An 18,989-nucleotide genomic window follows, 5' to 3' on the forward strand; every position below is an offset into this window, starting at 1 on the left:
TCCCCTAAATTATTCGCGTCAATTCTTGTTGCAGTCGCGGGAATTGCCGGCGTCGATCGAGGCCTCAAACAACCCGGGTGCCGCGGGCTTGCCGTCAAAGAAGACACCCATCTGTTTCGCTATACCGGATACCTTGTCTCCGTCGCGCCGCTTGGCATTAATGGCGCGGACGATGTTCCATTCGTCATGAGAGCCCACGCTGAAGGAGACAGAGGCGCGGAGCCCGTAGTAGTCGCGGAACGCCCGCTTATCGACTTTGCTCGCCATCTCGGGCTTGGTCTTGACCAGGTTGTCATAGGCCGTATCGAGCTTCTCGAGGTCCGCGCGCCCGTCGAGTCCAAAGTGCCGCGCGAAATCGGATGGGCCGGTGAAATAGACAAAGTCGAAGGCCCCGAGACCGTCGGTCCCTTCGAGGACCTGGGTCCACATCCACATGTAATCCGCTCCGTCGGCATCCGCCGGCAGCACAAAGTCGGTAGCACCCGGGTTGAGAATCCAGACATCGCGCGGACCGAGCTGCTGCTCGATGTGATCCTTGGTTTCGACCGCGACCAGGGCATTGACGGCAAAGTACCCGCCGCCGAGCGTCGAAAGCGGAATGCTGAGATAGCCGATCGCCTTACCCTGGGCTCGCTGCGCAGCGATCAGAGTGCGTATCTCGGCGACCCTTTGAGTGATTCGATCGGCCAGGGTCTCGTGGATGCAGTAACAGAACCCATCCTTAGAGCAGGACGATATCCCCGCCGATACCGGTTGGGTTGCGATGACAAAGAGCAAGCCAGTTAGGACCGGCCATGGTGTCCGCGCCTTCATGGTGGCACCCGAACCGTTGTTACTGGCAGGCAGCGGCCGACAGCGTGTCCTTGAGCAACAGCGCGAGCCGTATGCCGGCGAGCGCCAATTGGCGATCGACCACGGGCGATGCTTTCGAAAAGTATTTCACGCCTAAAACTCCATCATCAGGAATGTCATAAGCAATTTCGTGTGCCAACCTGTGCGCGTCGCCTGCCCAGTCGGCGGGAGAGCCTCCTTTGAGGCCCGTCAGATCGCGGCCGGGAAACCAGGTCGTCTCAATCCGAACCGCGTAGGCGCCCCAGTCGTAGACGGTGTGCATGATGAGCCCGGTGTCCCAAAGGGCATGCAAATTGGTCGACTGGCCAAAGAATGTGACAGGTATGAGATTTCCGCCTTGGTCGTTCTTCCCGGTGTAGGAATCCCACCGGTCCGAAGCGTGCAGAGGCTGGTGAATATCGCCGACGAAATGAACAATGAATTTTAGGGCCTGGAGGCGCTCGGCGGGAGACTTCGAACAGTCCGACAGAATGCCCCTGAATCGTGCGATGGCCGCGACGACGCATTTGCCATCCTTGCAGTCGGCATCCGGATCGTAGGTGGAGCGATCATCGGGTATGTCCACGAAATGCCACTCGCCCGTATCCTTATGGTCGGCCCGGTAGTCGTCCGCCCAACTGGCAATCGACGCAAGGCCTATCGTGGGATGATCAAGAGCTGGTAATTCAAGCGCAAGCAGGGCCTCGACCTTGCCAAGCGTGGCGGGATCGAGCCGTCGCTGGGCGATCTCCGCCACAATGGCGTGACCTTCCTGCCCCCAAGCCCAGGCGTGCGAGACGAACCCTACAACCAGCAGCCACGCGAGCCATAGAGCTCTCATAGCCCTCTCCCACAACCTTTCAGTGCATCTACCATAAGTCTGAGCTTAGCGCGTTTGCAACTGGCTATCGGCGAACGAACGCAAGATTTTTTCTGGGTCGGTCAGACCGGGTACGGGGATAAGAAGATAAATAGCAGGGGGACCACCTGGTCCATAGGGTGTGCGCCAGCCGACGATCGGGGGATGCTGATTTTGCGGGGGGTGCTGATTTTGTTCTTGCGGGAGCGTAGCTGGCGATCCGATCGATATTGACGGCGGGCAAAACGATCAGAATCCTAGAACTAAAGACTGAAGATTGAGGCGCAGGAGCGGGTTCGGTTCGAAGTGACCACGACTATGACCAATCCCCTAACTAACCCTGGCCGAAATGGCGGCCGCGCTCGAGCAATCGCCAGATTATTGTGTCTTGCGCCGGCCCTGGCAAGGCGCTCCAGTGACCCTTGCGTCAGGGATGGGAGCCCGAAAGGCGGAGACGCCTGCGGCTCCGTTTACGACAGCCCGACCGCGCCCGGCGCGGGGACGCTATTACCTGTGCAGTCAGTTTGATGGACTGTTTGCAGAAGCAACCTTGAATAGCATATGACTCACCTTTCATTCGATTGATGAGATTGCCTGATGGCGGCGACTTACGATGACAAGCTCAAGGCATTTTCGGCGCGCTTTGACACTTCGTACGAAGATATTGCGGCTCAGAGCCGGGCGCATTCCTGCGGGCCTTTCCTCTGAACCGCCTGAGGAATCTGACCCTCGACGATTACGTCATGGGTAAGCAAACGCCTCTTTCTGCACCTTTGTCGAAGCCAAAACCAAACCGTGGGCCAATATCCTGGGTGCGACCGCGATCAAGTTTGGCATCTATTTCGGCAAGATAAAATCCGATCCGACAATAAAGTACCGGTTTCACAAGCGATACAACACGAAAGATCAGGCCTTCGCCACGGTAAAGCAGACTCTTCTCGAGTTGATCAAGGCAGGCCGGTCACGCCAATTCGAGGTCATTGACAGCATCGCGATCTCGCAGACCTTCAAGGCCAAGATTTTGAGCCTCTATTTTCCTGACCTCTATCTCAATGTGTGCAGCGGACCGCATATCGATGAGCTGAGTGAGGCACACCTCACCGCAGTCGATCGGCTTGGGCACACGACGCAGCGACCGCGCAGCACGTCCCGGTGACCAGAATTGCACTCGCACCAGCACCTATCTACCCTAACAGGCCCTCCGGCCAACCCCAGAGGCGCGGAGATCCGCTGCGACTAAGCCGGGACGATGTCCGGCCGGTCCTTTGGAAACTGTTTGATGATCGATGGATCGAGATTCAGCGTCTCAGCGACCATGTCGAGCGGACTGTGGGTGAGCCAATCGGAGAGCGACACCTCCTGAAAGCGGTCGGCTCGGAAGACCTCCATGTACACAAGATCGGTTGATCCAGTGTTCTCAACATAGTGGCCAAGCCCTTTCTTGACGTAACCAATGTCACCGGGGTGGAAGTCGGCGGTGATCGCCGCCGGCCCAGTGTTGAAAACGGTCATGCGCCCGCTGCCCTTGATCCAATAGCTCCATTCGTCCGCATTCGGGTGCCAGTGCATGTCCCGCAGTCCGCCCGGTTTGATTGTCACCACCGTCGCCGCGATGGTCTTGGACGCAACGAAGTTGCTGCTGTCAGCAATCCGCACCGTACCGCTCTTCGTGTCTCTGGCTGGCTGAACATCCCCGAGCCTGAAGACGAACGAATTGGGCGGCTTGCCCGCACTTGAGGCCATCTGCGCTTCCACCGATGCAAGCGGCGGCGCGGCAATGTTGCTCTGGTAAATCCACTTGTTGTGCACGGGAAGGTTCTTGAACGCCTCGACGGGCTGTCCGAAGTTCTTTGCAACGACCTGTGGTGGAGTATGCGCCAGCCAATCGGTGACCAACAAGGTGTTGAACTCGGATGAGTCGCCGTTATCAAACGCAATGACAAACTCGCAGCCATCCGGCTCCAAACCTTGCAACGAATGAGGGAAGCCTGCCGGGAAGTACCAGAGATCTCCCTCGCGAACGTCGGCGACCTGCGGACGTCCGCTCTCGTCCAGCACCGTCACTCGGCAATTTCCGTGGGTCATGACCGCCCATTCCGCCTGCTGGTGCCAATGAAGCTCCCGAACACCACCCGGCCCGAGCCGCATGTTCACGCCTGCGATTGTCGTCGAAATCTTGAAGTCGTCCTGGGTGATCTGCCGCGCCCATCCGCCGTTCTGAATTCGCTTTGGAGCAAGATTGAAGGACGTCCAAAACTGCGGCATGCCGTTTACATCGGTTGCCGGCGGATTCAGAAACGTGGGCTCGTTACCGGCAAGACCCTGGTCCTGAGGCCCCGGATCGTTCAGTGCCTTTGGGTTTGTAACGTTGACCGCTCCCTCGGCCGGCTGATCTGGATTACCGAACTTGGCTTCTGATGCGACCGCTGCGGTCGCAGTGAGAATGCCACCCGCAACACCAGACGATAGGATCGTGCGCCGACTAAGAAGAGACATATCTGCGGGCTCCTTTATCTCACCGATGGGTGCGACGATACTTTCTCAAACCGAACGGGTATTTCGTATCTGACGCTTCTTTTATTGTTTGCACGAAGACGGCTGGTGGATCGGCCTGGCGCAGGCAGAGCTAGCAGCAGCAACATACTATCGTGTTGAGTCAGGTCCCTGGAAGTCCTGCAGGGAGCATAAGATCTGGAGCTTCGGGCTTAGTGCCGTTGGCCGTGGTAAAACAACCCGGGGCAGCCAACCACCGTTCGGAGCAATGTGCCGACTTCTGGCGCAGCCCCACACGGGACGGCACAGTGTGCCGCCGCTCGGTCGCGCCGGTCTCGGTTGCGGTCTAGTGATATGGCTACGTGCACGAGTAAAGGCGCGATCGGATTCAGCTTGCTTTGCATTCCGCAAAACGGCGTGCAGATGAGGAATACACACGCTGTTCTATTGTCTACTGCATTCGCAATGCCGGTCTTGCCTCCTCGATAGGACGGTTGATGCACTCGATGAAGCTTCTTCAGCTGGCTCCATTGCGCTGGCCCTGCAAGTGTTGCCACGTGTTACTCGAACAGCGTCAGGGCGGCGCGCGTCGGCGCATACGCAACTCGGCCGTGGACCACACGCGCGTATGAGCCAAATGCGATCCGCTCGTCTGTCGGCACTAACCTTGCTCCGGCAGCGTATGGCTAATCAAGTACTCGCAGGACCAATGGACAATGATGACTCGAGCCCATTGGTTATGTCGCCTCCCAATGCACTTTCAGGAATTTCTCATGCGCCTTTTGACCATCCTTGCCACGACCATGACGACGGCGCTCGTTTCATTGTTCGGAGCGACGGCGGCGCAGCAACCGAGCCCACGCGTGCAGGTCGGTCTGCTTGAATGCCGGGGCGGAGCCAGCATCGGATTCATCATAGGATCGACGAATAATCTTGCGTGCGTGCTACGGGTCGCCGGGAGACCAGACGGTCACTATGTCGCCGTAATAAACAGGATTGGCCTGGATCTGGGCATTACAGAGAACACCAGGCTCGCCTGGAACGTCTTTGCGCCGACGACCCGGCTTGGGCCGCGCGACCTCTCCGGGAACTATGCTGGTGTCGACGGGAGCGCCGTGCTCGGGATCGGCATCGGCGGCAACGTTCTGGTTGGCGGTTCGAGAAACTCCATCGCCCTGCAGCCGATAAGTGTGGAGGACGCGGTCGGCTTGAGCGTAGCTGCCGGCCTTGAGAGCCTTACGCTCCGGCCAGCGAGATAAACCAGTGCGCAGGGCCGACGTCTCTCGTAAGATCCGTCGGCATTTCTCGGGGCCAGGTTAGGGCAAATGCCCGATCGCGCGATGATCGCAGTGGCCCGAGCACTTCTTCGCGCAGGCACTGACGTCCGGATACGGGGCGGAGTGGTGTCGCACTCGAGCCAGACCGCCGGAACCGATACGGGAGCCGCCGCGCCCCTGAAGGCAACGTGCATTCTGGCAACGAGGTGAGCGGACCCGAAATACCGCGCCTTTCATCAGTTTCATACTTCAAACAGGTACAAATCTGTCCCGTTCTCACAAGCCGTTTTGAGACGCCCACCAAGGAGGTCAGATGCGCAACTTAGTAAAGTGTCTCGCCTGCGCCTTGCCTGTTCTGTTTGCGGGCTTTTCGGCGTCTGCTGGACCCTGCTCACAATCAATCGCGAAGGCTCAAGCTCGGGTTGATGCCGCGATCGAAGCAAATGCCGGCGCAGATGGCTGGAAGCCCGAAAGCCTCCTCGCATTGCGCGGCCATCAGCCAACGCCCGGCTCGCTGGCGCGGACCGAAGGCACCAGCGGAACGGAGCTCCAGGTTGCACTCGATGCGCTCAACCGCGCCCGGCTCGCCGACGAGTCGGGCAACAGCAGCGTATGCCAGCGGCAGCTTGCGAGCGTGCGGAAGATATTGCGACATTTGTCCCAGTGATGGAGTCGGATGCGACCGCTCTCTATCAGCTCATTGCAACATGATGAGCAGCTAGCGTCGCCGCTCCTCTCGAAGCGACTAGGCCCGAGCTGTCGAGCCGGCCATTACAGACAAATCGCGACTTGAGGCGTCAGGTTGCGTCCTGAGCTTTTAGGACCTCAAGAACGTCAGCAGATCATCGTTGACGCGGTCCTTGTGAGTCGTGCAGAGGCCGTGCGGAGCTCCCTCGTAGGATGGCGCCGCTGACGAGCTTTGCCTGAAGGACACCCGAGTCGGCGAGCGGAACAATTTGGTCATCGTCGCCCTGGATGATCAACGTCGGCACGTCGATCTTCTTTAGATCTTCGGTCTGGTCCGTCTCAGAGAATGCCTTGATGCAGAAGTAGGCGGCGGGAAAACCTGCTATCATGCCTTGGAACCAAAACGCCTCGCGCACGCCTTCCGACACTTTCGCGACAGGACGGTTGTAGCTGTAGAACGGGATGCTCAGCTCCTTCCAAAACTGCGACTGGTCGGCAACGACGCTCGAGCGAAGTGCATCGAAGACAGAGATCGGCAGTCCACCTGGGTTGCCAGGCGTCTGGAGCATCAAAGGCGGGACCGAGGCAATCAATACAACCTTGGCCACGCGCTCGGTACCATGGCGGGCGATATACCGCGAAACTTCACTCCCGCCAGTGGATTGGCCGACGTGCACGGCATCCTTTAGCACGAGCTGCTGAACGAGTTCGGCCAGATCATCTGCGTAGGTATCCATGTCGTTGGCGGTCCAAGGCTGACTCGAGCGGCCATGGCCCCGCCGATCGTGGGCGATGCAGCGATAGCCTCGCGACGCGAGATAGAACATCTAATCCTCAAATGCGTCGGAGGAGAGCGGCCAACCATGGCTGAAAACAACCGGCTGTCCAGTACCCCAGTCCTTGTAGTAGATCCGAGTGCCGTCTTGGTCGTGATCGCGCTCATAGGCTACCTCGGTCGCCGTGGTTGACGTCGGGAACCTAATATTCCCGGTCATCGGGCGTATCTTCGGATCGGCGTCTCTCTTGCTCGAATGCACGGCCGTGTGCCGCAGGCGCGCAATACAAAGCCGCGATCGTGCAAGTCGAAAAGGCCTTGGAGTTCCTTGAAAGACCATCACGCGCGATCTGCTTTGATGCTGCGGACGATCGATGCTTCGGTCACTAACGCAACCGTGATGAGGACTGATCATGACAGATGCAGCAAACGAAAGGCCAACGCTCGGCACGGCTATCCATGCGCTTACGAATAAATGGGGCTGGTTTATTGCACTTGGCATTGCCGAACTCGTTCTGGGCGGAATTGCATCAACTAACTTGATGGCCGCCAGCCTGGCATCCGCGTTGGTGATAGGGGCCATGATGTTTGTCGCCGGACTGATCCAGATTGTTCACGGCTTTTCAGCGCGCGGCCTACGAGGGTTTCTATTTTGGCTCCTTGGCGGGATTGTCTATGCCGCTGCCGGTTGCATCATCCTTTATGACCCCGTTCTGGCTTCAATCACGTTATCTCTGACCGCAGGCGTCTTCCTGGTCGCCGCTGGCCTGATGCGAGTCTGGGCTGGCTTTCACATGCGCCCGGCTGCCGGCTGGGCCTGGATTGTCGCTGCTGGTGCTCTCACAGTCTGCGTCGGAGGGCTCGTGATCGCCGCATGGCCCGGCATCGGTCTCTGGTTCCTTGGCGCCATGCTGGTTGTCGATCTGATCTTCCAGGGTTGGAGCTTGATCGCGTTTGGACTGGGGCTCAAGGCGCGGGCCTCCCGGCATCAAGGCAAGACCGCAACGGCATAGCCATGCGGAGCTCGACCATTGCGACCCACGATGAGATCAATTGGCGAGGCGGTCGCGCCGTCACGGCATCCCGCCTGATTGCCGAAGAGACGGCGGTTGCGCTCAGTTACAATGGATCCACTCATGCAGTCATGATGGCGACGCCAGCCGATCTCGGCGACTTCGGCCTGGGCTTCACGCTCACCGAGGGGCTCGTTGATCGTGTCAGCGATATTTTGAGCGTCGACGTCGTTCCGAGCGGTCTGGGCATCGAGATTCAGATATGGCTCAGTGGCGACCCCGCAGCTGCTCTCGCTGCGCGGCGCCGCTCGATGAGTGGACCCGTGGGTTGTGGGCTCTGCGGGATAGAGAGCCTTGAGCAAGCGAGGCGGAAGCCGGCGCAGGTGGCAAGTGGTGCCATGTTCCGCGCAAACGACCTGCTCGAGGCGATGCGGGCGCTTGCACCGCTGCAGGTCTTGCACCAACAGACTCGATCAGTACACGCGGCGGCGCTTTGGCACCCTGCGTCTGGCATTTCCCTCATCCGGGAAGACGTTGGCCGGCATAATGCCCTCGACAAGCTCGTTGGAGCGATCACAGCCGGCGGTCTGTCGGCCACTGGGGGTGCGATCTTACTGACCAGCCGTGTATCGGTAGAGATGGTGCAAAAGGCAGCGGCAATTGGCACACCTATGGTGATTGCCGTTTCGGCGCCGACAACACTTGCGATTCGAACCGCCGACGAGGCCGGGATTACGCTAATCGCAGTCGCACGCAGCGATGGATTTAGCGTCTTCACTCATGCACATCGCGTGCTCCTGTCCAGCGAAGCGCTCCATCGCGCCGCCTCCTGACCGCGTGGTGGCGATGACGCTCACGGATACAAATTCGCTGACCTTCAGGGCGGAAAGACGGCCCGAGACCTATGACCCGAAGCAATCGCTTTTCGTCGCCTGTCTCCTGACCATGTCCGGAGGCTTTCTCGATGCATTTACCTGGTTATCGCTCGGCGGCGTGTTCGCAAACTCGCAAACTGGAAATGTCGTGTTTGTCGGAATGTATCTCGCGCTGGCAAAATGGGGCGAGGCTTTTCATCATGTGCCCCCAATCCTTAGCTTTCTCGCCGGCGCAGTTGCGGCCACCAAAGCTCGAGCTCCGCTTCTTTGCCTCTGGGCCGAGATCCTATTACTGGGATTGATTACGCTTTGGCTTCGCTCATATCCCGAGCTCGCCATCGTGGGGATTTCGTTTGCTGTGGCATTACGAGCGACAAGCTTCAGGCAAGTAGATCGGTGGAAGTATCTCTCGGTGACGGTGACTGGCAATCTGTTGCGCGCGTTCGATCAGATTGCACTACCCGCCAATTCCGAGCCCGTCCGTGGCGCAAGGACATTGCTCATAATTTGCGGGATGTTCTTGCTAGGTGCCGCAGCCGGGGGCGTTATGGCGACGCATTGGCCTGGCGGCGCTCTTTTGGTGCCAGTGGGACTTTCGACGTGTGCCTTATCGTTTTGCTATCGGCGCCGCACACGAACAGTCTAACCGGCCTCCCACTCGGATCGCGGGCTGCTCACAGGAAGTTTCCAAATCGCAAAGGCGGAGATTCACTAGGATGAGCGACATCATTTGGCCCGAACAATATTTGCCGGGTACGACCGACAACTTCGTCTCGAACGAAATGGTCTTGAAGGGTCTGCGTGCAGAGCAAGTGTGGCCGCAGCTCAATGATACCACTGCCCGGCCGAGCTACTATAAGAATACATCGGAGATCGCGTTTCTGGACGGTCCGGGCCCCCAACTGTGTAAAGGGGCGCACTTCCGGTTTGTCACGTTTGGCCTTCCGGTGGAGGCTGAAGTGATGGAGTACGAGCCGCCCGCGGCCGGTAAGCCGGCCCGCTTGGCCTGGCATGGCTGGACAGAAGGTCATGCCACCGCGCGCATCGACACTTATCACGCATGGTTGATCGAGGATCTGCCGGGCGAACGTCGCGAATACTCACACAGGAGTCGCAGATTGGAAATCCAGCAAAGGGCCTTGCGCTCGCCAAGCCAAATCCGATGCTAAATGTCCACCAGGACTGGATCGAGGGCCTTGCGCGCGCGGCGGCGGAGTCGCTGCGGAAGTGAGCAGGAGGGATATAAGCCCTGCGTCTTCCTTATCGGGAGCCTTACTGTTGGGCCTCAACTATGACCGCGCGAATGGATCAAAGCTCTGCATCAAAGAAGGCCTTAACAACATGAAGATGGTCTGCTCTTGGCCGCTACCCCGCTTTGGACGAACCTGTGCATTTGAGAAACGCCGAGACCGATTTGAAAAGACGATCCAGCCGAAACGGCCGTTAACTCGCGCAAGGACGTCAAATTAGAGATAGGCAGATGGCCAGGAAATCGGTTCACCCCTACAATGAGCCGGCCGGCGGTTGGGGAGCACTCAAGGCACTCAGCAGGGCGCTACTTGTGCAAGAGGTGCCTGTGAAGGGCGCTGTGACCCTGAGCCGCATGAACCAGCCCCATGGTTTCGACTGCCCGGGCTGTGCATGGCCGGATCCGAAGCACACTTCATCGTTCGAGTTCTGCGAGAATGGCGGAAAGGCGATTGCCTGGGAAGCCACAGCCAAACGCTGCACGCCCGACTTCTTTGCCGAGCACACCGTAAGCGAGCTGTCTGGCTGGAGCGACTACGATCTCGAGATGGCCGGACGCCTTACCCATCCGATGGCCTATGACGCAACCAGCGACCGGTACTTGCCGGTAAGTTGGGAGGACGCCTTCCAGACAATCGGCGGACATCTTCGAGCCTTGCCCGATCCGAACATGGCGGACTTCTACACGTCGGGGCGGACCTCGAATGAAGCCGCCTTCCTCTACCAGCTCTTCGTGCGCGAAGTCGGGACCAACAATTTCCCCGATTGTTCGAACATGTGCCATGAGGCAACCAGTGTCGGTCTGCCCCAATCGATCGGCGTCGGCAAAGGCACGGTTCTTTTGGAGGACTTCGATAAGGCCGACTGCATCTTCATCTTCGGCCAGAACCCAGGCACCAACAGCCCGAGGATGATGACGAGCTTACGAAATGCGTCTCGCCGGGGTGCATCGATCATCTCCTTCAATCCGTTTCGCGAGCGCGCGCTTGAGCGCTTCCAGGCACCGCAAGCCCCGATCGAGATGATCACGTTGTCGTCGACTACGATCAGCTCAAAGCTTTTCCAGGTGCGTATCGGAGGGGATGTCGCCGCGCTCAAGGGCATCATGAAGATCCTGGTGGAAGCGGATGAAGCGGCACGCGCTAGCAAGCAACCGGAGATTCTGGACTGGGACTTCATCCTAGGCCATACCGTCGGCATCGAAGCGCTGATTGCGGATTTAAAGCGCACTCAATGGCCCGATATCGAGCGCCAATCAGGCTTGACCCGTGAAAACCTCGAATATGCCGCGAACGCCTACATGAAGGCGGAGCGCGCGATCCTCGTCTACGGCATGGGCATCACGCAACATTATCGCGGCGCGAATAATGTCCAGCAGATCGCCAATCTCGCGCTGCTGCGCGGCAACGTGGGACGCGAAGGTGCGGGCGTCTGTCCGGTCCGCGGCCATTCGAACGTACAGGGCGATCGCACGGTCGGCATCACGGAGGTCCCCACAGCCGAATTTCTTGGACGGCTGGAGCGTCGATTTGGTTTCAAGCCGCCGACGGCCCCCGGGCACAACGTTGTCACCGCGCTTGAGGCAATGATCCGAGGCGAGGTCAAGGTATTTTTCGCTATGGGAGGCAATTTTGCGGCTGCCATCCCCGATTGGCAGGCAACGCGGGCTGCGTTGCAAAATCTGGATCTCACCGTACACGTTTCCACCAAGCTCAACCGCAGCCACCTCGTGCACGGACGCGCGGCGCTGATCTTGCCATGTCTGGGCCGAACAGAAATCGACATCCAGGCTACCGGGCCGCAGTCAATCACGGTCGAGGATTCAATGTCGATGGTGCACGCCTCGGGCGGCCGTAACAAGCCTGCCTCGGAGCACCTGAAGAGCGAGGTTGCGATTATCGCGGGGGTGGCGAAGGCGACATTGGGTGGCCGCACGGTCGTGAAGTGGGACGAGTTCGTGGCCGATTACGATCTCATCCGCGATGCGATCGAAGCCGTCTTTCCCATCTTCCAGGGCTACAACGCCCGCATTCGTGTGCCAGGAGGCTTCCATCTGACGTCAACCGCTCGCGAGCGCATCTGGGCAACGCCGTCCGGCAAGGCCAATTTCATCGTTTTCGAGGGTTGCGGCGAGGATCCACCGCAAAGCGATCCGGAATATCTCTGGCTCAGCACCATAAGGAGCCATGATCAGTACAACACGACGCTCTATTCTCTATCCGATCGCTATCGCGGCGTATTTGGTCAGCGTGACGTAGTGTTTCTCAACGAATACGAGATGAGGAAGCGCGGATTGCAGGAGGGAGACCGGGTCGATTTAATCACCGAATCGACCGACGGCGCCGAGCGTATAGTCCGGAACTTCCGCGTAGTTCGCTATTCCTTCCCGACTGGCTGTTGTGCGGCTTACTACCCCGAGACAAATCCACTGGTGCCGCTATACGCCCATGATCCGATGAGCTTCACACCATCCTACAAGGGCGTTCCGATTCGCCTGGTTCGCTCAACGATTGTGGAAGCGGCGGAATAGTCAAATCGGGAATCGGGCGTCTGCCCCTTGAGCCGCGGTTCTTATAAGCACCGCGGATCTCGCTCGGATCTCCTGTGCTGAAAGCCGAAAAGCTCAGGGCGAGCAAACCTGGTCCGCCCTGCCCCCTCTGAAGCGGACATGAATGAGAACTGCGATTAGCCCTCGCTGATGGGCCACTCAAGGCGCCGCTACAATCAGCACAACTTACATACTCCTGACTTCATCCAGCCGGTTGAGCCAATACAACGCTGCCGACAACAGCCAACAGCCGACGAAAATCGCGACGATGACATAGCCGAGGACCCCAAAATTCTCGTTGGCTATGCCGATGAATATCCAGATGCCGCCTTCGAGATCGAGCTCGTCCTTGATGAGGCCGAGGACCTCTATTCCACCAATGACTAATGCAACTATCACCGACACCAGTGTGATCGTCAGATTGTAGTAGAGCTTTCGGATTTGTTTCGAGAAAGCCCAGCCGTACGCACCGACCATCAAGATGCCGTCGGTAGTGTCCACCACAGACATGCCGGCCGTGAACAGGGCCGGGAAAACGAGGATCGAGGAGAGCGGTAGCCCTTGCGAGCCCTGCCCGGCTGAGATGCCCAACAGGCCGATCTCGGTGGCCGTGTCGAAACCCAGCCCGAACAGAATGCCGAGCGGATACATGTGCCAACTGCTCGATATTACAAAGAACAACGATCGCAGCAGCCGACCAAGAAAGCCGCGCTGTGACAACAGCAGGTTCAACTCCTCGTCGAGCACACGCTCTCCCCGCCTCGCGGCGTCGAACATCCGCCACAGGGCGATGGCGATGAAACTATTGGCGACGGCAATCGCAATCAGGAACAGCGCGGAGACGCCGGTGCCGACAACTACGCCGATCTCCCTGAAATGCGAGAACCTGGCTTGCAGCGAGGTCACAGCCAACGCGAGCGCGACAGACGCAACGATCACGACAGTCGAATGCCCGAGCGAAAAGAAGAGGCCCGTCGAGATCGGCCGTTTTCCAGCCTGCATCAATTTCCGCGTCACATTGTCGATGGCAGCAATGTGATCGGCGTCAACGGCATGGCGAAGGCCGAAGGTATAGGCCAACAAGGCAGTTCCGAGCAGGACCGGAAAAGGAGCGAAACGCGATCAGCGCCCAGGTCCACGAGGCCATATTGGCGGCGATTACCAACCCATACAGCACCAGCACTTTGAGACGAGTATCTGAAGGCCCATCATTGAACACGTTGATAATGCGCGAAACGCGTAGCCGCCGATGACGAGGCATATCTCTTGATCTGTTCGATTTGAAACGGTTTCGGAGCTAATGACGCCGCCTTGTTACCCGCGTCTTGAAAGCACTGTGTCGGCCGTCAGCCAGGAGGGGCCAGGATTTGCTTCAGGTGGTCGCCGGCTCGGCCAGCGGCAACACACCAAACCGCCTTTCGAATTCGACCACATTGACGACACCCCGCCGGTGAGTGCCGTCACCGATCTTCCGGTTACCATCCCAAGCCTCGACCTCGAAGAGGATTCTCTTCTCCTCAAGCCCGATTATCCTGGCAAGCGCCCGCACAGTGCGGCCGACCGGCGTCGCCGCCAGGTGGCGAATATTGACCGTCATCCCGACGCTGACATATCCATTCGGCAGTGATGGTTGGGCGGCCAATCCCGCTGCCATCTCCATGTGCAGGATCATCATCGGCGTGCCGTAGACCGCGGGCATGCCGGGGACCACATGACCAACCGTCATTTCGGGGCTCACGATCACTACCTTTTCCGCAGTCATCCCGACGGCCAGCTTCTCAAGCGGGTTCATGGTGCAACTCCGTCTCCTTCTGGCCCGCCCGCAAGCTGGATGGGTCCGCTTCGCTCGGCTTGCGCTTGGTGAACCAGGCGCCCAGACGGTCAAGGTACAGATAGACGACCGGTGTCGTGTAGAGCGTCAGGATCTGCGACAGCATCAGTCCGCCAACGATCGTATAGCCGAGGGGCTGGCGCAGTTCAGAGCCGGTGCCGGTGCCCACCATCAACGGCACGCCACCGAGCAGCGCGGCCATAGTCGTCATCAAGATAGGGCGGAATCGCAGGGTGCAGGCTTGATAGATCGCCTCTTGGGAACTCAAGCCTTCCTGACGTTGCACCTCAAGCGCGAAATCGACAAGCATGATGCCGTTCTTTTTGACGATGCCTATCAAGAGGATGATTCCGATGATCGCGATGACGCTGAGATCCATATGGACCGCCAGCAACAGAAGCAGCGCACCGATGCCGGCGGACGGCAGTGTCGACAATATCGTGATGGGGTGGATGAGACTTTCGTAGAGCACGCCCAGAATGATGTAGATCACGATCAGCGCCACCCCGATGAGCAATGGCGTGCCGGCAAGCGATGACTGAAACGCCTGCGCGTTGCCTTGGAACGAGGTCGACAGCGAGGCCGGCTTTCCCGTGTCGCTCTCGATCTTCTGAATTGCGGCCACGGCGTCGCCGAGCGCCGCGCCGGGCTTCAGGTTGAAGGAGATCGTGACCGACGGAAACATGCTCTGATGGTTGATCAATATCGGAGCCGGCTTGATCTCGCTGTGAACGAGATCGCTCAGTGGCACCTGCTTGCCACTAGCGGAATTTAGGTAAATGTCCTTCAGCGCTTCCGGGCCGTACTGGAATCGCGGATCAACCTCGAGAACGACGTGGTACTGGTTCAGCGAGGTGAACATGGTGGAGACGATGCGCTGGCCGAAGGCATCGTCCAGGGTGTTATCTATCGTCGACGGAAGTATGCCGAAACTGGATGCCACTTCGCGGTCGACAGTCACGTCGAGCTTCGGTCCAGCATTGGCCTGATCACTCGCGACGTCGGTTATGAGATCAAGGGCCCGAAGCTTCTCGAGGAATACAGAGGACCAATGGGCTAGCTCATTGGAATCTGCGTCAGTCAGCGTGTACTGGTATTGCGTCTTCGAGAGACGTGCGCCAATGGTTATGTCCTGGGCGGCCTGCATATAGAGCGTAATACCCTGGATATGAGCGAGCTGCGGCTCAAGCCGCCGAATAATCTGGTCGGCGCTCGCCTTGCGCCCAGGCTTCGGTTTCAAAACGATAAAGATTCGTCCCTGGTTCAACGTCGCCGTTGGGCCGCCCGGGCCGATATAGCTGGCCACCGATTGGATGTCGGGATCCTTCAACAAGATGCCGACCAGCGCCTGCTGCCGCTCGGACATGGCTGGAAAGGAGATGTCCTGCGAGGCTTCGGTGATACCGGTTATCTGGCCGGTGTCCTGTTGCGGGAAGAAGCCTTTCGGGATGATCACGTAGAGGTATCCCGTCAAGGCGATGGTCGAGAGCATAACAAGCAGCGTCGCGAAGCGGTGCCGCAGCACGACGCGCAGACCACGCGCGTACAAGGCCAGGAGCGCATCAAATCCACGCTCGAAGACCAGATAGAGTCTCCCGTGCTTCTTTCGCGATTCATCCTTCAAAAGGCGCGCGCACATCATCGGCGTGAGCGTAAGCGAGATGATCAGCGACAGAATGAGGGACGCGGTGATCGTGATAGCAAATTCCTGGAACAGCTTTCCGACGTACCCGCCCATCAAGAACAATGGGATGAAAACGGCAATCAGCGACAGCGTTATGGATACGATCGTGAAGCCGATCTCGGCCGATCCCTTGAGCGCGGCCTGCATCGGCGTGAGGCCCTCTTCAAGATGGCGCACGATATTCTCGATCACCACGACGGCGTCGTCGACCACGAATCCGACCGCGATCGACAGCGCCATGAGCGAGAGATTGTCGAGGCTGTAACCAAGCACGTAGAGAACCGCGAACGTTCCGATCAGCGACAACGGGACAGTCACAGCCGGAATGATGGTGGCCCAGAAGTTACGCAGGAACAAGAATATCACCATCACGACCAGCGCAACGGTCAAGACGAGCGTGAATTGAACGTCTGAGACTGCGGCGCGGATGGTCGCTGTACGATCCGCCGCGATCGTCACCTTGATGGCTGGTGGGACGGAGGCCTGCAGTTTCGGCAACAGGGTCTTGATGCGATCCACGGTTTCGATGACGTTGGCGCCGGGCACTCGCTGGATCGCCAGGATGATGGCGGGTTGGCTCCCATACCAGCCGGCGAGGAGGTCGTTCTCCGGGCCTTCGATACTGGCGCCGATATCACGTACCCGCACGGGCGAGCCATTGCGATACGCAATGATGAGATTGTCGTAGGCTTCCGGCTTGAGAAGCTGGTCATTGGTGTTCAGCGTATAGGTCACGCGCGGGCTATTCAGCGTTCCCTTTGGCAGGTCGACGTTGGCACCAGCTACGACGCTCCGAACGTCTTCCAGGCTGATCCCGCGGGCTGCCAGCGCCTGTGGATTGACCCGGATTCGGATCGCGGGCTTCTGCTGGCCGCCGATTCCAACGAGACCGACGCCGGGAATCTGAGAGATCTTGGGCAGCAGGATATTTTCCGCGTAAGCATCGACCGTCGTCAGTGGAAGCGAATCAGAAGACAGCGCGATCAACATGATCGGAGTTTCGGCCGGATTTACCTTCCGGATCGTGGGAGGATAGGGGATGTTCTGTGGTAGATATGGACTGGCAGCGTTGATGGCGGACAGCACGTCGACCGCTGCGCTATCCACCGTCCGTGAGAGCTCAAATTGTACGGACAACTGCGCTACGCCCAGTGCGCTCGATGAGGTGAGCTGCGTCACGCCCGGGATCTGGCTCAACTGTTGTTCGAGCGGCGTCGCAACTGACGATGCGATCGTCTGCGGATCGGCACCGGGCAGCTGCGCCGATATCTGAATGGTCGGGTAATTCACGTTGGGCAGTGCGCCGACCGGAAGCAAGGGATACGTGGCAAGGCCACACAACAACAGGCCCGCCATGAGCAGCGCGGTCGCGATCGGCCGCAGGATGAAGGGTGCCGAAAGGTTCATGGGATTGCGTCCTGTACGGCACTCTGCAAGTCCGCCTCGCGCGCGGCCTTGCCATGCAACTCCTTGACGAGACTACCGTCCTTCAAGCGGTATTGGCCATCGATGACAACGACATCGCCCGCCTTCAAACCCTCATCAATCAAAGCCCGGCCGTCGCTGATTTGCGCGACATGGACCGGACGCAACTCCGCGGTCTGCTTGGGCGTGACCACATAGACATAGCTTCCATTTTGCCCCTGCTGCACCGCCGACCCAGCCACCGTCAATGCGTCCTTTCGGGTCTCTATGAGCAAGCGTGCGTTGACGAGTTGTCCCGGCCATAGTTTGTGTTCGCGATTGGGAAACTCTGCTTTGAGCTCCACGGTCCCGGTGGCCTGGGCGATCTCGTTGTTGACCAGAAGCAGCTTCCCCTCATCGAGCTTCGTTTTATTGTCCTGGCTGTAGGCGATAACCTTCATCGGGCCTTTCGCCTGCTGCTCCTGGATTGCAGGCAGATCAGTTTGCGGCAGGGTAAAGAGCAGTGAAATTGGTTCGATCTGAGTCACAACGACGAGGCCGTTGGGGTCGGTCGGATGGATCACGTTACCGACGTCGATCTGTCTAACACCCGTGATCCCTGCGATGGCCGAAGTCAGCCGGGTATAGCTGAGCTGAACCTTGGCCTGGTCAATCTGCGCCTGGTCCGCCTCCACGGCAGCTTTGAGCTGCGCGACTTGCGACTTCTGTGTTTCGATCGCCTGTGCAGTGGCAAAGCCCTTTTCACCAAGCTGGTTGTCGCGCGCGAGATTTGCCTGCGCATTTTCAAGATGGGCCTGGTCCCGGTCGCGATTGGCTGTAAGCTGTTCGATTTGCGCCTCGTAGGGGCGCGGATCTATCTGCGCGAGCAGATCGCCAGCTTTGACCTCCTGCCCCTCCGTAAAAGCGATCTTGATAATTTGACCCTGGATCTGACTGCGCACAGTATCGGTGTTATAGGCCTGCACAGTGCCGATCCCCCGCAAATAGATCGGAACGTCCTTGCCCGTGACAGCGCTCGCAACGACCGGAACTGCGGTCGGAGCTGGCTCGGCCGCCGGCGCGACAGGGCGGATCACATCTTTGACATACCAATAGCTGCCGCCGGCCACGATGACGAGAACGACGGGAAGCGCGATGATGATACCTCGTTTCACGGCATGTTCCTCTGCGAGCATAATCCAGGATTGAATGGCCACGCCGCCGCACACGAAAATTCGCCGAGTTCGAGCCCAAACGAACCTCGTCGCCTCTCGCGGCACGGCACCGGGATATGAGCCAAGTGCCGATGAACTCGATTGCTTCAAGGCGGCTCGATGGCGATCCTCCAGCTGGCGGCCGAGGCATGTTAAAGAGCGGTCGGAGAGGCCTCTTTCCGGAAAGCACGCGAGCCTACGCGTCAGCACGATGAGGATGACGTGTTCTCACGAAAACGGAACGGATTGA

12 protein-coding genes and 2 pseudogenes are annotated in these 18,989 nt (G+C 58.8%); 6 read left to right on the forward strand and 8 right to left on the reverse strand.

The annotated features are described in order from the left end of the window. Nucleotides 1-18 precede the first annotated feature (18 nt). From P6U24_RS23420 to P6U24_RS23430, 3 genes are all read right to left on the reverse strand, one after another. A complete protein-coding gene (locus P6U24_RS23420; protein ID WP_407154856.1) occupies nt 19-813 on the reverse strand; it encodes a hypothetical protein in 795 nt (264 codons plus the stop codon). 19 nt (nt 814-832) lie between these two features. Next, a complete protein-coding gene (locus P6U24_RS23425) occupies nt 833-1,672 on the reverse strand; it encodes a S1/P1 nuclease (protein ID WP_407154857.1) in 840 nt (279 codons plus the stop codon). A gap of 1,254 nt (nt 1,673-2,926) precedes the next feature. After that, nucleotides 2,927-4,186 carry a cupin domain-containing protein gene (locus tag P6U24_RS23430; protein WP_407154858.1) on the reverse strand — a complete coding sequence of 420 codons (1,260 nt, stop codon included), beginning with the start codon at nt 4,184-4,186 and terminating at the stop codon, nt 2,927-2,929. 770 nt (nt 4,187-4,956) lie between these two features. Between P6U24_RS23430 and P6U24_RS23435 the strand changes: the two genes are divergently transcribed. After that, the gene (locus tag P6U24_RS23435; protein ID WP_407154859.1) at nt 4,957-5,442 is read left to right on the forward strand and encodes a DUF992 domain-containing protein; all 486 of its coding nucleotides are present in this window, start codon (nt 4,957-4,959) and stop codon (nt 5,440-5,442) included. An 835-nt stretch (nt 5,443-6,277) separates the two neighbouring features. On the opposite strand, the pseudogene P6U24_RS23440 reads toward P6U24_RS23435, so the two are convergent. Next, nucleotides 6,278-7,142: pseudogene (locus P6U24_RS23440) on the reverse strand (alpha/beta fold hydrolase). Between the two features lie 193 nt (nt 7,143-7,335). Here P6U24_RS23440 and P6U24_RS23445 point away from each other — a divergent pair. The 5 genes from P6U24_RS23445 (at nt 7,336) to P6U24_RS23465 (ending at nt 12,588) form a co-directional block, all read left to right on the forward strand. Beyond that, entirely contained in the window at nt 7,336-7,935 is a 600-nt protein-coding gene (locus P6U24_RS23445; RefSeq protein ID WP_407154860.1) for an HdeD family acid-resistance protein, read from the forward strand. A gap of 2 nt (nt 7,936-7,937) precedes the next feature. After that, nucleotides 7,938-8,768 (forward strand): formate dehydrogenase accessory sulfurtransferase FdhD, encoded by an 831-nt coding sequence (gene fdhD, locus P6U24_RS23450; RefSeq protein WP_407154861.1) that lies wholly within the window; start codon nt 7,938-7,940, stop codon nt 8,766-8,768. A gap of 13 nt (nt 8,769-8,781) precedes the next feature. Continuing rightward, nucleotides 8,782-9,456, forward strand: coding sequence for a YoaK family protein (locus P6U24_RS23455; protein WP_407160561.1), 675 nt, complete (start codon nt 8,782-8,784; stop codon nt 9,454-9,456). Nucleotides 9,457-9,526: 70 nt separating this feature from the next. Beyond that, nucleotides 9,527-9,979: a hypothetical protein gene (locus P6U24_RS23460; RefSeq protein WP_407154862.1), complete on the forward strand. Its 453-nt coding sequence runs from the start codon at nt 9,527-9,529 to the stop codon at nt 9,977-9,979. A 311-nt stretch (nt 9,980-10,290) separates the two neighbouring features. Beyond that, nucleotides 10,291-12,588 carry an FdhF/YdeP family oxidoreductase gene (locus P6U24_RS23465; RefSeq protein ID WP_407154863.1) on the forward strand — a complete coding sequence of 766 codons (2,298 nt, stop codon included), beginning with the start codon at nt 10,291-10,293 and terminating at the stop codon, nt 12,586-12,588. 204 nt (nt 12,589-12,792) lie between these two features. Here P6U24_RS23465 and P6U24_RS23470 read toward each other — a convergent pair. The 4 genes and pseudogenes from P6U24_RS23470 to P6U24_RS23485 form a co-directional block, all read right to left on the reverse strand. Then, a pseudogene (locus P6U24_RS23470) lies at nt 12,793-13,867 on the reverse strand (HoxN/HupN/NixA family nickel/cobalt transporter). A 111-nt stretch (nt 13,868-13,978) separates the two neighbouring features. Continuing rightward, on the reverse strand, nt 13,979-14,398 hold the full coding sequence (locus tag P6U24_RS23475; protein ID WP_407154864.1) for a thioesterase family protein: 420 nt from the start codon (nt 14,396-14,398) through the stop codon (nt 13,979-13,981). After that, nucleotides 14,385-17,528 (reverse strand): efflux RND transporter permease subunit, encoded by a 3,144-nt coding sequence (locus P6U24_RS23480; protein WP_407154865.1) that lies wholly within the window; start codon nt 17,526-17,528, stop codon nt 14,385-14,387. The genes P6U24_RS23475 and P6U24_RS23480 overlap by 14 nt, the downstream gene beginning before the upstream one ends. After that, nucleotides 17,525-18,700 (reverse strand): efflux RND transporter periplasmic adaptor subunit, encoded by a 1,176-nt coding sequence (locus tag P6U24_RS23485; RefSeq protein ID WP_407154866.1) that lies wholly within the window; start codon nt 18,698-18,700, stop codon nt 17,525-17,527. Before P6U24_RS23485 ends, P6U24_RS23480 begins: the two co-directional genes overlap by 4 nt. Between the last annotated feature and the right edge of the window lie 289 nt (nt 18,701-18,989).

The organism is Bradyrhizobium sp. STM 3557 (genome assembly GCF_045571465.1).
Lineage (GTDB): Bacteria > Pseudomonadota > Alphaproteobacteria > Rhizobiales > Xanthobacteraceae > Bradyrhizobium.

Bases quoted from the DNA above. Each gene is read 5' to 3' on its own strand.
- P6U24_RS23420 (WP_407154856.1), bottom strand. From the start codon at position 813: ATGAAGGCGCGGACACCATGGCCGGTCCTAACTGGCTTGCTCTTTGTC.
- P6U24_RS23425 (WP_407154857.1), bottom strand. From the start codon at position 1,672: ATGAGAGCTCTATGGCTCGCGTGGCTGCTGGTTGTAGGGTTCGTCTCG.
- P6U24_RS23430 (WP_407154858.1), bottom strand. From the start codon at position 4,186: ATGTCTCTTCTTAGTCGGCGCACGATCCTATCGTCTGGTGTTGCGGGT.
- P6U24_RS23435 (WP_407154859.1), top strand. From the start codon at position 4,957: ATGCGCCTTTTGACCATCCTTGCCACGACCATGACGACGGCGCTCGTT.
- P6U24_RS23445 (WP_407154860.1), top strand. From the start codon at position 7,336: ATGACAGATGCAGCAAACGAAAGGCCAACGCTCGGCACGGCTATCCAT.
- fdhD (WP_407154861.1), top strand. From the start codon at position 7,938: ATGCGGAGCTCGACCATTGCGACCCACGATGAGATCAATTGGCGAGGC.
- P6U24_RS23455 (WP_407160561.1), top strand. From the start codon at position 8,782: ATGACGCTCACGGATACAAATTCGCTGACCTTCAGGGCGGAAAGACGG.
- P6U24_RS23460 (WP_407154862.1), top strand. From the start codon at position 9,527: ATGAGCGACATCATTTGGCCCGAACAATATTTGCCGGGTACGACCGAC.
- P6U24_RS23465 (WP_407154863.1), top strand. From the start codon at position 10,291: ATGGCCAGGAAATCGGTTCACCCCTACAATGAGCCGGCCGGCGGTTGG.
- P6U24_RS23475 (WP_407154864.1), bottom strand. From the start codon at position 14,398: ATGAACCCGCTTGAGAAGCTGGCCGTCGGGATGACTGCGGAAAAGGTA.
- P6U24_RS23480 (WP_407154865.1), bottom strand. From the start codon at position 17,528: ATGAACCTTTCGGCACCCTTCATCCTGCGGCCGATCGCGACCGCGCTG.